The sequence below is a fragment of the Brevundimonas sp. T2-11 genome, assembly GCF_055397675.1.
In genome coordinates, this window is record NZ_AP027920.1 from 555,357 (window position 1) to 568,547 (window position 13,191).

At 62.3% G+C, this 13,191-nt stretch carries 13 protein-coding genes; 8 read left to right on the forward strand and 5 right to left on the reverse strand.

Annotated elements, in window-relative coordinates; genetic code table 11:
• Window positions 1-20: 20 nt before the first annotated feature.
• The 3 genes from ACZ5XO_RS02710 (at window position 21) to ACZ5XO_RS02720 (ending at window position 1,625) form a co-directional block, all read left to right on the forward strand.
• A complete protein-coding gene (locus tag ACZ5XO_RS02710) occupies window positions 21-479 on the forward strand; it encodes a toxin-activating lysine-acyltransferase (RefSeq protein WP_464163792.1) in 459 nt (152 codons plus the stop codon).
• A 61-nt stretch (window positions 480-540) separates the two neighbouring features.
• Entirely contained in the window at window positions 541-966 is a 426-nt protein-coding gene (locus ACZ5XO_RS02715) for a hypothetical protein (protein ID WP_464163793.1), read from the forward strand.
• A 74-nt stretch (window positions 967-1,040) separates the two neighbouring features.
• Window positions 1,041-1,625 carry a YajG family lipoprotein gene (locus ACZ5XO_RS02720; protein ID WP_464163794.1) on the forward strand — a complete coding sequence of 195 codons (585 nt, stop codon included), beginning with the start codon at window positions 1,041-1,043 and terminating at the stop codon, window positions 1,623-1,625.
• A gap of 43 nt (window positions 1,626-1,668) precedes the next feature.
• On the opposite strand, the gene ACZ5XO_RS02725 is transcribed toward ACZ5XO_RS02720, so the two are convergent.
• Window positions 1,669-2,154 (reverse strand): hypothetical protein, encoded by a 486-nt coding sequence (locus tag ACZ5XO_RS02725; protein ID WP_464163795.1) that lies wholly within the window; start codon window positions 2,152-2,154, stop codon window positions 1,669-1,671.
• Window positions 2,155-2,564: 410 nt separating this feature from the next.
• Between ACZ5XO_RS02725 and ACZ5XO_RS02730 the strand changes: the two genes are divergently transcribed.
• Entirely contained in the window at window positions 2,565-3,812 is a 1,248-nt protein-coding gene (locus ACZ5XO_RS02730; protein ID WP_464163796.1) for a DUF3363 domain-containing protein, read from the forward strand.
• A 17-nt stretch (window positions 3,813-3,829) separates the two neighbouring features.
• On the opposite strand, the gene ACZ5XO_RS02735 is transcribed toward ACZ5XO_RS02730, so the two are convergent.
• Entirely contained in the window at window positions 3,830-4,123 is a 294-nt protein-coding gene (locus ACZ5XO_RS02735; RefSeq protein ID WP_464163797.1) for a hypothetical protein, read from the reverse strand.
• Window positions 4,124-4,418: 295 nt separating this feature from the next.
• Here ACZ5XO_RS02735 and ACZ5XO_RS02740 point away from each other — a divergent pair, with 295 nt between their 5' ends.
• Complete coding sequence (locus ACZ5XO_RS02740) at window positions 4,419-5,333, forward strand: HEPN domain-containing protein (protein ID WP_464163798.1); 915 nt, start codon at window positions 4,419-4,421, stop codon at window positions 5,331-5,333.
• A gap of 113 nt (window positions 5,334-5,446) precedes the next feature.
• On the opposite strand, the gene ACZ5XO_RS02745 is transcribed toward ACZ5XO_RS02740, so the two are convergent.
• Both ACZ5XO_RS02745 and ACZ5XO_RS02750 read right to left on the reverse strand, forming a co-directional pair.
• Window positions 5,447-5,854 carry a hypothetical protein gene (locus ACZ5XO_RS02745; RefSeq protein ID WP_464163799.1) on the reverse strand — a complete coding sequence of 136 codons (408 nt, stop codon included), beginning with the start codon at window positions 5,852-5,854 and terminating at the stop codon, window positions 5,447-5,449.
• Window positions 5,855-6,063: 209 nt separating this feature from the next.
• On the reverse strand, window positions 6,064-6,951 hold the full coding sequence (locus ACZ5XO_RS02750; protein WP_464163800.1) for a S1 family peptidase: 888 nt from the start codon (window positions 6,949-6,951) through the stop codon (window positions 6,064-6,066).
• Between the two features lie 224 nt (window positions 6,952-7,175).
• Between ACZ5XO_RS02750 and ACZ5XO_RS02755 the strand changes: the two genes are divergently transcribed.
• Entirely contained in the window at window positions 7,176-7,526 is a 351-nt protein-coding gene (locus ACZ5XO_RS02755; RefSeq protein ID WP_464163801.1) for a DUF1493 family protein, read from the forward strand.
• 499 nt (window positions 7,527-8,025) lie between these two features.
• On the opposite strand, the gene ACZ5XO_RS02760 is transcribed toward ACZ5XO_RS02755, so the two are convergent.
• Window positions 8,026-10,398, reverse strand: a complete 2,373-nt coding sequence (locus ACZ5XO_RS02760; RefSeq protein WP_464163802.1) for an SIR2 family protein — start codon at window positions 10,396-10,398, stop codon at window positions 8,026-8,028.
• Between the two features lie 590 nt (window positions 10,399-10,988).
• Between ACZ5XO_RS02760 and ACZ5XO_RS02765 the strand changes: the two genes are divergently transcribed.
• Together ACZ5XO_RS02765 and ACZ5XO_RS02770 are read left to right on the forward strand one after the other, a co-directional pair.
• Window positions 10,989-11,576, forward strand: a complete 588-nt coding sequence (locus ACZ5XO_RS02765) for a hypothetical protein (protein WP_464163803.1) — start codon at window positions 10,989-10,991, stop codon at window positions 11,574-11,576.
• Window positions 11,533-13,182, forward strand: coding sequence for a hypothetical protein (locus ACZ5XO_RS02770; RefSeq protein WP_464163804.1), 1,650 nt, complete (start codon window positions 11,533-11,535; stop codon window positions 13,180-13,182). The genes ACZ5XO_RS02765 and ACZ5XO_RS02770 overlap by 44 nt, the downstream gene beginning before the upstream one ends.
• The last annotated feature ends 9 nt before the right edge of the window (window positions 13,183-13,191 follow it).

A 13,191-nucleotide genomic window follows, 5' to 3' on the forward strand; every position in this document is an offset into this window, starting at 1 on the left:
TCATGAGTGAGACGAATGTAATGACGGATACGACTTCTCCCGCCGCCCAGGCCCAGGCGCCCAAGACGGTCTCGCAGATGCTGGGCGAGATCGTCTGGCTGATGTCGCAGTCGCCGGTGCACAAGCAGTTGTTCATCGGCGACCTGGAATGGTTCGCCATGCCGGCCATCCTGCTGGAACAGTTTCGTACCTTCTACGGTCCGAATGCGCCGGCCGCCGTGGCCTTCTGGGCCATGGTGTCGGAAGAAACCGAGCAGAGGCTGGAAGCTGGGGCGCACAAGCTGCGGGCCGACGAATGGAAGGGCGGCGACCGGCCATGGCTGATCGAACTCGTGGCGCCCTTCGGGGCCCAGGACGAGATTCTCGCCGATCTGTCCCTGAGCGTCTTCAACGGCAGGCCGTTCAAGTTCCATACGGTCGGCGAGGGCGGCCAGCGGGTGGTGAAGACCTATGAAGCGCCTGAAGCGACCCTCAACTAGTCGCCTGATCCCGGCGGCGGGCCTTGTGCTCGCCGTCGGCCTCGGGGCCTGTCAGACACTCGTGACCACGCCTTCCCTGTCGGAGCGGCTGGCGCCTCTCGATCGGGCTCTGGCGAGCAAGCCGGCCGAACTCGAGGCGGCGGCGGCCTCGGGCGACGGCGAGGCGCAGTTCGGCCTCGCCCTGATCTGGGAGCATGGTCTGCATGGCTATTCCGTGGATATGAACAAGGCGGCTGAATGGCGGGCGAGAGCCCTGGCCAACCGTCGCTTCATGCCGATCACCCAGTATACGGCGGCGTTCAACGGTCAGCCGTCGCGGGTCAACATCATCAACGTCCCGACCTATGACCTGACCCCGGCGGAGGCGATGACGGCGGACGCCTGCATCGCCTGGCTGACGGGACAAAGGGCTGGGGCTGAAGTCTGCGGCGAAGAACCCGATGCAGCGCGGCGGCGGAATTTGTGGAATGCCGCATCGCGGCGATAGCTCGAGGTCCTGACGGACTGAACCGAAGGGGATCCGGTGTGTCCGGTCCCCGTTTTTCCTTGGGGGAAATCAGAATGAAAACGAACCTCTTCGCGGGCCTGGCCCTGGCCGGCCTCGTGGGTCTGGGCGCCTGCGCGACCTCGGAGGACATTGTTCCGGTGCCCTATACCGTCAGCGCGGCGACCGCCACGCCAGGCGCGCAGAGCATCCACGTGACTGTCGCCTCAAACGACGCCCGCACCGAGAACCGCGCGCGGATCGGGGCCCAGATCAACGGTTACGGCATGGAAATGGCCGCGATCCGATCCCAGGCGGAAGTCACCGAGATCGTGCGCGACGCGATCACTGCGGAACTGCGTCAGCGCGGTTATCAGGTCGGTGAGAGCGGATCGCGGGTCAACGCCGAGATCGGCGCCTTCTACAATGACTTCTCGACCGGCATGCTGGCCGGCAAGTCCAAGGCTGACGTCGCCCTGACCGTGACTGTGACCACGGCGTCGGGCGCCGAGGTCTATCGTCGGGCGATCGCCGGCCAAGCCGAGCGTAGCGTGCAACTGGCGAACGGCGGCAACGCCGCCAAGACCCTCGACCTGGCCCTGGGCAAGGCGCTTGAGGAACTGATGGGCGATCCCGCTTTCGTCGCGGCCCTGACGCGCTGATCGGAGAATGCGGGACGCGCGTGATCGCGCGTCCCGCCGGGACTCAGGCGCCGAAAGCGCGCTTGCAGATTTCCTGGCCGAAGGCGCCGGTCATCTGTTCTTCCGCCTGACTCATGCCTGCCGCGGCGATCAGGCCGCCGCCGCCGACCGAGCGGGCGATGTCGAAGTCGGCGATCTTCTGACCGGTCGCCGGATCGATGAGCACGGCCTGTCCCTTGATCACATTGGAGTCGCCGACCAGGAAGGTCATGGCCGGGTTGGCGCGCTTGAACTCGGTGATGCGGACCTCCAGGCGAAGCGGCGTCGATCCCTTGGCGCACTTGTCCATCTCTTCGCGGATCTGCGTTGCGAAGACCTGATCGAAATCAGCTGAAACGGTGTCGGGGCGTGCGGTCAGGACGATCTGACCGACCGACATGCGAGCGGCCTGTTCCTTCGGCATGGCGAGGATGGTGTCGCCGCTGCCGGACGACACGCAGCCGCTGACGCCCAGCGCGATCAACGCAGCGGCAAAATATTGAACTTTCATGACAAATCCCTAGCGCAGAACTGCGCTTGGCGAAAATAGCGGCGAACTCACGTGGCGCAACTGGAAGTCGTCGCAGGCACCTGAGATTCGCCAATCGGTATTGGCCCGGGCTTTGACGCCTTCCCCTTTCATCAGGCTTCGTCCTGTTGAAGACCTGTCGGCGTGGACCGGATGCGTCAACGGATGAGATCACCGGCATGGGCGCGGGGGCGCTGCTGACCGGCATCGAAAGCCATCACGGGCAAACAGCAGGCCGGGTGACGGATTAGGAGGGCAAGATAAAAGAGGGTGTGTTCGCTTCGCTTTGTCCTTTGGTTTCCACACTCTAGCGAGCGCGTCGACCGGTTCTGCGACTTGTAACGACTTGCGACGGTCGACGACGTTCTCGCGCGCCCTTGGGAGGCGTCGTCATGACCGTCCGCAGCGCCATCGAAGACCGCATGTCCGCCCTGTCCGGCGCGGAGGGGGAGGGCCTTCATGTTCGACTGGCGATGAACCCGAAGCGGGACGGCTCGGTGCGCGCCTCCATGCTGAAGCGGCTCTCGTCGTCGATGCGCTTCAGCTACGGCGGCAAGACAGGGGCGCTGAAGACGGCCGCCAGGCGATCAGGCAGCGCCTTCCGTGTGGACGTGCGTCAGCGGGTCATCGTCAAGGCTCTGGTGTCGCGTCACATGGGTAAGGGGGCGGCGCGAGGCGCGGCGCTCGCCGCCCACATCCGCTATCTCGGTCGTGAGGGCGCCGGCCACGAAGGGGAGGCGGGGACCTTCTTCGACCGGCAGGCCGAAGGGGTGGATGCGGCTGAGCGGACGAGAGGCTGGGTCGAACATCGCCACCACTTCCGCTTCATCGTCTCGCCCGAACATGGCGACCGCATCGCTGACCTGCAGGACTATGTGCGCGACGTCATGGGTCGGGTGTGCGCCGACCTGGGCGAGCCGGAGCTGCCGTGGATGGCGGTCTGCCATTACGACACGGGCCAGCCTCACGCCCATGTCCTGATGCCGGGCAGGCGCGCGGATGGGCGCGACCTGGTCATTCCTCGTGACTATGTCGCCTACGGCTTTCGGGCGCGGGCCCAGGAGACGGCGCAGGAGCGGCTGGGCGACCTGTCACGTATCGACGCCGAGCGCCGCGTCTGGCGCGAAACCCAGAGGGACGGCTTCACCGGCTTTGACCGGCGGCTGCTGGCCTCAATGGACGGGGAGGGGATGGTCGGCGACGCCGTGGGCGGCCGGAACGCCTGGGCGGCGCTGACGCGCGGCCGGCTGGCGCATCTGGAAGCCTTGGGCCTGGCCGAGCGTCAGGGGCGACGTTTCAAACTCGATGAGGACCTGGAGGGAAAGCTGCGGCGGCTGCAGATCTCGAAGGACATCATCCGCACCCTCAGTGAGCGTCGGCTGGAGACCGGCCAGACCGCTGAGGTCCTCAGGGAGGGCAGGGTCAGCGGACAGGTGATGAAGGCGGGTTTCCACGATGAGCTCGGCGTCTCGCCCTTCGTCGTGGTGAAGGACGCCCAGGGCCTGGAGCACTACGCGCGAATGGCGGTCGGAGCGGCCCTGCCGTCGGTCGGCGCCCGGGCGACGCTGGGTATGGATGCGCGGGGCCTGGCGCAGATCATCCCGGGGATCGGAAGGGGCGGGCCGGGTCTGGGCTTGTGAGACGAGCTGCGGCGCCGTCAGGGATGGACGTCCGCTCCATGGCATGGCGCGCTCCAGTCGCCGGCGCGTCGCGGCTGGCTCGAGGACGAGCGCAGGGCGGACAACTGGCTGCGGGCCCAGTCATGCAGCCTCTGGCGCGGATAGTAGGGCGTGCGCCCCAGATGCATGCAGGGCGGGCCGTCGGATCGGGTGCTGAAGATCTTGGCCAGGGTGGCCGGGGAGCGACGGATGCCCATACGCAGCAGTTCGGTGGACGCCTCCTTGCGGGTCAGCAGAAGGTCTTCAGTCTCTCCGAGGTAAAGGCCGGTCATTGCGGGCGCTCCTTTGTGAGGCGCTATCCGGCGATCATGATTCACGGGAGGTCAATGAGGCCTCTCGGCGCTGATCACGAAGCGGGCCCGTTTCAGGAATGTGCAGGGAGCTTCAGCGCGTTTCACCGGCTCCGACGCCATCACGGAGACTCTCGCGAACGTGACTCCTGATCGGGGCGAGAGGGAGGGAAGGCGAGGGCGATGAAGGCGAACAGGGTGGCGATCGGAGGTCGACTTCATCCGGCAATCTGGCTGCGCCCTTGTATGGCGTGGCCGTATCGGGGAGACTCTCGCCATGGCCAAGGCGCTCAAATCACTACCGGAAGCGAAACGCAGGGAGCTCGACCGCGCGGTCGAGATTCTGACGACCTCGTTTGCGGAGGCCGTTTCGACGCGCAAGGCCGACCGTCTGAAGAATGGCCGTATCCTCAAGATCATCCTGTTCGGCAGCTATGCGCGCGGCGACTGGGTGGAAGATCCGGTTGGACGTTACTTCTCCGACTTCGATCTTCTGGTCGTGGTCGATCATGAGGATCTGACGGACAGCGACTTCTGGCGTCAGGCCGAGCAGCGGCTGCTGTCAGCGACCGTGTCGGGACAGAACCTGCGCACGCCCGTCAGCGTCATCGTTCACAGCCTGGACGACGTGAACCATCAACTGGAGCGCGGACGGTACTTCTTCATCGACATCGTGCGCGACGGCGTGGTGCTGCTGGACACGCCGGGCGTCGAGTTCGTGGAGCCGACGCCGCTGGCGCCCGAAGAGGGTCAGCGGGAAGCAGAGGCTCACTATTCAGATGCGCTAACGGTAGCCGAGCAGTTCTTCGTGCATGCAGAAGTGGATATGGAACGCGGGTGGAATAACCTCGCGGCTTTCCATCTTCATCAGGCAACCGAAAATTTGTACCGCGCGGTGTTGCTGGTTCGTACCTTGTACGCACCAAAGTCGCACAAGATCGTCGCGTTGAGACGTTTAACGGAGCCTCTGTCGCCTGAACTCGTCGCGGTTTGGCCGGGCGCGACAAAGTTCGAGCGGCGGGCCTTCGAGCTCCTGCGCGCCGCCTATGTGAAGGCGCGCTATTCGCGGCACTACAAGATCACGCGTGAAGAACTGGACTGGCTGGCAGGACGGATCGAGTTCCTGAAGGGCGTCGTGCGCGAGACGTGTGAGGCGCATCTCGCCCGTGGGGCTGAGCCGACTAAGACCTAGCTTCAACCTTCCCTCGCAAGCTGACCCTCGGGCTCGTCTGGGCTCGAGGTCTGCTGTCGACCCGTTGCGGACCTTCGGCGCGTCCGTCAGCGCGCGAGCAGAGCCACAGACGGTCAGTCGACAACGGGCGAAGGGAAGTAGGTGAAGCGGGCCGATTGTCCTGATGCGGTCGAAAAGCTGACCTCGTAGGTCTCGGCATCCACCCCAATCGTGACCCCTTCGTGGGTCATGCGACGCAAGGCGTCCAGACGGGACGCGTCTGCAGCTTGGCATTGATCCTGCGGTGCCCGGCCTGCGTACGTAGCGTCGCTGACCAACAGCTTCCGTTTCGAATCCCACCGACCCGCATCCGTGCAGCCAAGGCGTAGTTCGTATGTGGTGGGCGTGAGATCGGTTGTCTCAATGTTGTCGAGCCAAAGCTCCACGCTAGACCCGGTGACGTCTTGACCGTTGATTTCCGTGGGGAACCAGTGGCCGGGCAAGCCGTCGCCCTCGTCTGCACAGCCCAACAAGGCCAGCATGGCTAATGTGCACCCAGCCCTGAGTGATGACCGGCTGCAAGAAAGAGTTGGATTGACCATCCCTAAACTGAGCATTGTCCGTGTCGGCTTTCCACCCATAAACGAACTTCGGCTCACGACCCGTTGCGGACATTTGGTAGGTCCGGTCTTCGGTTGTCGGCCAGGCTGGATATGGAGTCGCTCACTTGACCCAGAACTAGCCAATTCGATTAGGACCACTCTGCCAACTGAAACGCGCCACCGCCCATTACGGTGAAGGCTTCGGGGCGTTGCATTCCGATGAGACCTCGGCCTGCCAACTTGATTATCGATGTCGGCAAGTCGACCACGCCGGGAGGCCAGAGGCTTTCGATGTCATGGCCAAACACAGGCCACGCCAACGACACGTAAGAGGGGCCGTCCTCATGTTCGATCGACGATGCCAAGACACCCAGAAGGTGACCGCTTTCATCGAATGCCGGGCCGCCACTCATGCCGCCGACTGTGAGGCATTTCACCTCGATGCAGGGATGGGGGAGCATTACTCTGTCTCGGCCGGTCGAATAAATGGCGGTGACTTCGCCCACGCCCACCCGAACCTGTCCGGATATTTCGGCTTCGCTAGCCTTCTCAGATCGAAACCCCGCAATCTGTACACGTTCCCCAATCTTAGGAATGCGTGTTGTGAGGGCAGCGGTGTGGAACAACCTCTCGGGTGGAAACTTCGATGCCAGGTCGATCCGCAGTATGACGATATCGGTGTCGTTCATGACTACCTGATGCAGGCGCCAAAGCTGCAATCCGTCTTCAGTGACAGCCCCGAGAAAGGGGGCGTCTTCAGAGGCCAAAATCCTCGCAAGCCGTGGCTGGATAACGTGCTTGGCGGCCAAAGCGAGGCCCGGCCCAATCATGACGGCCGAGCCTTCCATGGACACCGACACGCCCGTTTTGAAACCTAGTCCCAGCAGCACGCTCCCGAAATGCGTCCACTCAGCTAAATCCCCTGCGCCATTCGATATGACGGGTGCGAACTGTACCGGCTGGAAACGAAGTTCTTCATGGATTCGAGCCGTCTTGGCCGGGTCATCCACCACAGTCCCCATCACGAACTTATTCATGGAGATGAGTGTGCGCTCGTCCGCCTCAAACCGTAAAGGTTGATGCCAGTGAAACATGCTTGGCGTGGAATTCGTTTTTCAGGCGCTATGTCCGCCTTCCACCCTTTTCGGACTTCGCCGGCGACCGTTTACCGGCCTGAAAGCCAATGTCCGCTTCCGGCGTCGAAGCTCAGGGCCGAAATCGACCCGTTGCGGACGTTCGCCCTTTCGCGTTCACTGAAGACATGGCCGACGACATTGATCGATCAGGAAATGCTATTCGCGACCATGTGTTCAGTGCGCTGAAGCGGATCACCATGTGCGCGGACCCAATCACCGACACAACGGAACTGTATTACGATCTGGGTCTGGCCGGTGAGGATCTGGGCGATGCCATCGACGCAATTAGGGAGCCGTTCGGCACCGACTTCAGCCTCATGGACTTGAGAAAGTACGCGCCAAACGAGGTAGCACATAACTTCGGCCTGAACCTCGTTCGAGAGTTTCGCGAATTGCGCGACGAGCGAACCTATCGCAGTTTGACCGTTGGAAGCCTTATCACGGCGGTTCAAGCCGGATCTTGGAGCGACCGCTAACCTCCCTTAAGCGAACTTCGCTTCTCGACCCGTTGCGGACGCTGGAGCGCGCTTTCGCTTTCGTCATCCTCCGGCGAGCGCAGCGAGACCGGGGGACCCAGCGGCGCCCGTAGGGCGAAAAGCCCACGCGCTGCGCTCGCAATGAAGATCGCCTTCGGCGCCGCTGGGTCCCCCGGTCTGCGCCGCCAAGAGGCGGCTTGCCGGAGGATGACGAAAGCGAAAAAAACGCCACTCTGGGGATGTCCGCTTCCCACCCTTAGCGGAAGTTGAGAACGCCCGCTGCGGGCAGCGTGTGGCCAAAGTCCGACTTCGGGCCAGATCCGAATGTCGCGAAATGACTCGAAGCGGCGGTTCGGAAAGGCCGCCTTGGGGCTATGTTAACGAGGCTCGCTCAGGATGGCAGGCTGCCAAGTTGCGCCGCTGCTGTAGCAGCCTCCCACCAAATACCGCCGACACCTTGGAGGCTTTGGGGGAGGAAGTGATTACCTATCACGCTTGCCTAGCCGACGAAGCTCGCCGCCGCAGCCTCGATCTGCGCTCGGATTTGTTCAGAGCCAGTCGAAGCTTTAAAATCGTCTGGCAGAGTGGCGAGCGATTGTGCGGTCCTAAGCAACCAGAACTGCAACGCTGTGCGCTCACCCGCTGCCAGATCGAATCGCCGCTTGGCGATGAAGGGCTGAACGCCCGTCAACACCCGCACCGCATAAGCACGATGGCTCGCATCGCTCAACATAGCTTCAACCCGCTCAAGCCCCGTGAGAATTGTCGCAATGTTTGCGATCGGCTGTCCCGGCCTTTCATCTAGTGCGCGCAGCAGCGCAATGCGGAAGGCTTGGGTGTCGATCTGATACGTCTGGAACCCGGGAAGTTCGTCAGCCTTCCGATAGGCCGTTCCGATACACTCTTCGGCCATGTCAAGCCGTGGCGCCTCAGCCATAGCGATTGCGTATTGAAGCCAGAAGAGCGGTTCGCCGTTAACCCGCTCATCGTACCGCAGGCGCTCATAAATGCTGATTATTGTAGCATCGGGATTGCCCTTGCCGCGCAGGGTCCGTCGCAGGCTGGAATAGGCCATCATGTTTGACATCAAGATGCGATAGGGTCGCTCATTACGACGCTTGGCAGCCGCGAGGGTGACTTCGACGACGGCATTCGCGATTTCCGTGGGTTCGATGAACTCATTGATCACGAAAGACGAGAAGACCGCCGAGCGGGCGCGGAAACTGTCAGCAGATGTTTCGAAGATTTCGTGAGACAAATCTTCGAGAGGTTTGAGGGCCGTAAACGGATCTTCCCCCACGATCGAGCGCAGGAATGCTGAGCCGACCGCTCCTTGGTGGGTCGCGATGAGCATCGTCATCGTGAGAACTCGCCGTGTCGCGATGCTCGCGAACAGCGGTGTCAATGCGGAACGGACACGATCTTGTATCGACTTGTTGTTGAATAGATCGAGCAGTAGGTCCCGGAAGTCAGACACCCGTCGATCTGTCGACATTCGCAGCCCGGCACTAACGCATAGCTTGCGGAAGGAGTTTACATCCGCTTGCGATAAGCCGTTCAAGCTGACGCGGTCAAATGGCTTTGGCAGCAACTCGGCAAGCTCATGAAAACGTACCTCGAAGGTACCTGTCCGAACCTCAACAACGATTTTAGCCTTGGGCAGCGCTTCCCGAAGGCCGCGCAGGGCGTCCTGCGCTGCTGAGTATTGTTCGACGAAAATTATCAGTCGCTCGACAGTCGCAAGCGCGGCTACTTCACGCTGAAGCGCTGGATGGCCAGGGCGGAGGACCAAGCAGCGCCAACCTCGTGCGGTGAGTTCGGCAGCTAACAGATGCAGAAAAATGGACTTGCCGTTCCCCAGGCGACCGTCGACTACCAACGCCGCCTTGGCTTCGATGATTTCCGCCGCCTTCTGAACCGCCGCAGCCCTGGAAATCGCGTAACTCTCGCCGGGCAGAGACCGAGCGAGCCTCGCAGCATCGAAGTCCCCGTAGACGAGCAGGTCGAAAACCTCTGGAGCCGTGGGCCGCGCGCTGGCGCGCTTATCGCGGGTGGGTCCGAGTGAGCCAAAAGCCTTTAGACTATCGAGACCAGCGGTTGGGGGATTTGCGGTTTTAGACAAGGCGTCAGCGAAACCATCGGTCCCGATAAACATCGAGCGGCCGTATTGGGCCGTGCGACGAACGAAGGTCGGATCAGGCGTTGGCCCTTGGATGAAGACCGTGCGGTTAGCGATCTGTGGGTTGGCCATCAGGAGGCCGGCAATGTGGTAATCGGCGAGGCTGTAGCCGATAATGTAAACCGCACTTGCGAACGCTAGGTCGCGCTGGAACTGGTCGTACCATGGCGAGCGCACAACGTACTGATTCACATAGGATGCTTCGCCAAGAACGAGGCTTTCGCGCACATTCTCGGGAGTAACCAGCCGGATGCTGCCGTGGAGATGTATGACTGCGCCTTGAGGCAATCGATTAGGAACCGGCTCCGAGACGTCAAAGGCGTTGGGTGTAACCTTTTTGTTCAGGCGGTGAAGCTCGACCGCATCATCGTAGTTGGTAGAGTAGATGCGTCGCCAAGATCGGTTCAGAATAGAAATCTGACCGTCAGTCAGCGACGCAATTCGGAAGATCTTGTAAAGTTCGTCACGCAATTTCTGAGCGTCGTCCTCTGCAAATTCTTCGGTTAGAACTTGCAGGTCGAAGTCGTTGTCCGACGGCAGTTCGAGCGCTTCGATGAAATGGCGACGCAAGCCGCGGCCATTCGGCGGATTGCCGCCGGCGATGTTGGTTGACCCAACGCTAAATCCAGATCCGAGAAAGAGGATGGACGATTCTGGATCGATCACCTTCAAATCAAAAACGTCGTCGGTCATCACTTGTCCCCACACCTAACCCTTAATAGCTGCAACTATAGCTACCTCTAGCTACTTCGTGACAGTCGAAACGGACACACCAGGCCCTAGGGGCCGACCCACGCCGGCCCGCGCTCAGCGGCTGAGGGCTGGGGGCTGGGTAATGTCTGGCGGTCTGGCACCGCGTAAAGTCTGTTCCTCGACCAGCAGCAGAAGTCCGCTTTTGGCGCGTTCCCGACCTCCGTATGCGCAGCACCTGATTCATTGCGGACTTCGAGGTCGTTCGCTCCATTCTTTTAGATTGCGAGGGGCGGAAGTGGACAACCAGGCGAAGGATATCGCGAAAAATAGAACGTCGCGCGATGATTGCCGCACTGGCGAATTGTCTCGTCCTAGCCACGCAATGCCCAAATGATGAGGCCGCGATTGACGACGGGTTCGTGGAACGCCGCGCATAGGTGGCCGTTTGCAACCGCCCTGTAGACCGCGCCGCTGAATTTGGTGTCGCCGTCGTTCGTCAAGGGCGCGTGGGCAGGGTACACCGACATGCGCAACTACCCTGAATAAACGCCCTCTCCGCCGCGGCACCCGCGCTCAGACCCAAGGTCCCGATGCTTCCGACGTTCCCGAAAATCATCGCGCTGCGAGCCGAAGCTAACGAAGCGTGCGTCAAGGCGATGGTGCGGGAGCTGGCTCCTCAGTTTGGGATGATCAAACACAACATCCAGTTCGAAGGCAGTGGACACTCGATCACTCGGGCGGACGACACGGTCAGCCACACCGAGCTGGAAGGGGTCTCCGGGGAGGTCGGGGTCAAGCGCGGCTCGCCACTGTCGGAGTTCACGCCGGACGTCGTGGATGAGCATCTGGCGAATATCGCCCGCCAGATAGCGGAAGGCTCAACCAAGCAGTTCTACAAGGTGATGGAGCGGGCGACCCGCGAGGCTGGCATGGTGATCGATGCGAAGGGCGGGCCAGCGACGGAGGGGCTGATCCTCGACGCGCTCGACAGGATGGAGCACACCTTCGACGAGGACGGGACGTGGAATCCGCCGACGATCATAGCGCCGAAGCACGTGGTGGAGCTGTTCGCGGGCAAGGACATGTCCCCTGAGGGGCAGGCCAGGCTGGCTGAAATTCTGGAACGAAAACGAAATGATTTCCGTCGTCGACAGGCTGGTCGAGTCCTGGCTGGATAGCCAAGGCGAGCGGCAGTACCAGCCGGCCTTCATCCAGCTGCTGGTGTCCGAAGGCTGGTCGGTTTTGCACAACACACGGCACTCGCCGATCGAGCTGGGCAAGGATGTAGTCGCCCGTAGCCCGAGCGGCGAGCTCCACTGTTTTCAGCTGAAGGGCAACCCGGCGAGCCGTGTCACCAAAACCGAAGCGCAGGGGCTTCTGCCGCAGGTGATCGAGTTGATCGATCTGCCGCCCTCCAATCTCTATCGGAAGGATGGCGAGCCGCATGTGGCAGTGTTCGTCACCAACGGCACAGTGGACGAGGAAGCCGAGCTGGTCTTCGGCCGTGCGGGTGATCGCACCGCGGCGCCCGCCTGCCCGGCCTCTCGGTTCGAGATCATCACCCGGGGCGACTTGTTGGCTAGGTTCGTGAAGGTCGCAGGGCTGGTCTGGCCGACCTCGATCGAGGGGACGCGCTCGGTCCTCAACCTGATGGCCGAGGACGGGCGAGGCCTTCCCGACCCGCTCAGGATCGGTGAGGTGCTCCTCGCGACCGCGCCACCGCCGGATGAAGATCTGTCCCAGCCCGCGCGATCTGCCCGGTTGAACGCCCTTCTGCTGATCGCCGAGATCATCAAGGCACCGTGGCGGGCGAGGTCGAACCATTTCGCGATGTTCGTCATCACCCTCCTGGCGGTCGTCCACGCGCTGCGCTTCTGCGACACAAGGCGTCGTCTGGATGTCGCCAGGCTCTACGCGGGCGTGGCGCTCGAACATGCGCGTGATCTCCTCGCCGAAGCCCAGGCCGCCGGGTTCGCCGCCGACCAAGTCTGGGCCGAAGGCTTCACGCTGGACGAGGTCGATGTCATGCATGAGCGCGGGCGACTGGTGGCCCTTTGTGCGGCGATCCTCTCGCTCAACCGGGACGAGGAGACGCCGACCGAGTTGGCCGACTACCGCGACACGCTCGTGGCCAAATCCGTCGAACAGCCGATGCTGTGGGGATTTGGCGCGGTCCCCGCGTACTTGGTGCGCTGGTGGGCCTATGAGCGACGGGGTGGCGTCACCCCTTCGCGTCAACTGGCGGCGATCCTTGTGAGTTTGCTCACGGCGTCAAAGGGGGCGGACGGTCTTCGTCCGCTGCCCGGGCCTTACTACGACTTCACCGATGTTTGGGCCTGGCGCAACGAGGTCCCCAACGTCGCCGATAGCGCCATCTTCGCCGACAATTTCGAAGGCCGCGTGTGGTTCGGTCGGGCGCTCCTCCAGATGCTCGCGAGTCGGGACGAGAAGGACTTATGTCAGTCCATCTGGCCGATCTACGCCGATCAGGTTCATGAGGAGCCTCAGCTTCCCGCTGATCGGTTCTTCGCCCCTGGGCTGGTGCGCGGTGTCGGACGTCTTTCGTCCCAAATCTTCGAGGCGAAGACCTGGGATGCCCTGCGCGCTGACAGTCAGGCGTTCGCCGGCGCCGACTTCCTCGAGGCCTTTCCCGACCTCGCCTGGGTGATCGCCGCCTACATTGCGATCATCCCCTATCGCGCCTGGACCGATGTCGTGATGTGGCTCGATCACACCCTCAAGCCTGCAACCGCCGCGACGATGGACAGACAAGCTGCGCCCTGAGCTTTTCGG

What these genes read in the sequence shown, in the direction of transcription:
- ACZ5XO_RS02710 (WP_464163792.1), top strand. Translation starts at nt 21, where the DNA reads ATGACGGATACGACTTCTCCCGCCGCCCAGGCCCAGGCGCCCAAGACG.
- ACZ5XO_RS02750 (WP_464163800.1), bottom strand. Translation starts at nt 6,951, where the DNA reads ATGAATAAGTTCGTGATGGGGACTGTGGTGGATGACCCGGCCAAGACG.
- ACZ5XO_RS02725 (WP_464163795.1), bottom strand. Translation starts at nt 2,154, where the DNA reads ATGAAAGTTCAATATTTTGCCGCTGCGTTGATCGCGCTGGGCGTCAGC.
- ACZ5XO_RS02745 (WP_464163799.1), bottom strand. Translation starts at nt 5,854, where the DNA reads ATGCTGGCCTTGTTGGGCTGTGCAGACGAGGGCGACGGCTTGCCCGGC.
- ACZ5XO_RS02760 (WP_464163802.1), bottom strand. Translation starts at nt 10,398, where the DNA reads ATGACCGACGACGTTTTTGATTTGAAGGTGATCGATCCAGAATCGTCC.
- ACZ5XO_RS02740 (WP_464163798.1), top strand. Translation starts at nt 4,419, where the DNA reads ATGGCCAAGGCGCTCAAATCACTACCGGAAGCGAAACGCAGGGAGCTC.
- ACZ5XO_RS02770 (WP_464163804.1), top strand. Translation starts at nt 11,533, where the DNA reads ATGATTTCCGTCGTCGACAGGCTGGTCGAGTCCTGGCTGGATAGCCAA.
- ACZ5XO_RS02730 (WP_464163796.1), top strand. Translation starts at nt 2,565, where the DNA reads ATGACCGTCCGCAGCGCCATCGAAGACCGCATGTCCGCCCTGTCCGGC.
- ACZ5XO_RS02765 (WP_464163803.1), top strand. Translation starts at nt 10,989, where the DNA reads ATGCTTCCGACGTTCCCGAAAATCATCGCGCTGCGAGCCGAAGCTAAC.
- ACZ5XO_RS02720 (WP_464163794.1), top strand. Translation starts at nt 1,041, where the DNA reads ATGAAAACGAACCTCTTCGCGGGCCTGGCCCTGGCCGGCCTCGTGGGT.
- ACZ5XO_RS02755 (WP_464163801.1), top strand. Translation starts at nt 7,176, where the DNA reads ATGGCCGACGACATTGATCGATCAGGAAATGCTATTCGCGACCATGTG.
- ACZ5XO_RS02735 (WP_464163797.1), bottom strand. Translation starts at nt 4,123, where the DNA reads ATGACCGGCCTTTACCTCGGAGAGACTGAAGACCTTCTGCTGACCCGC.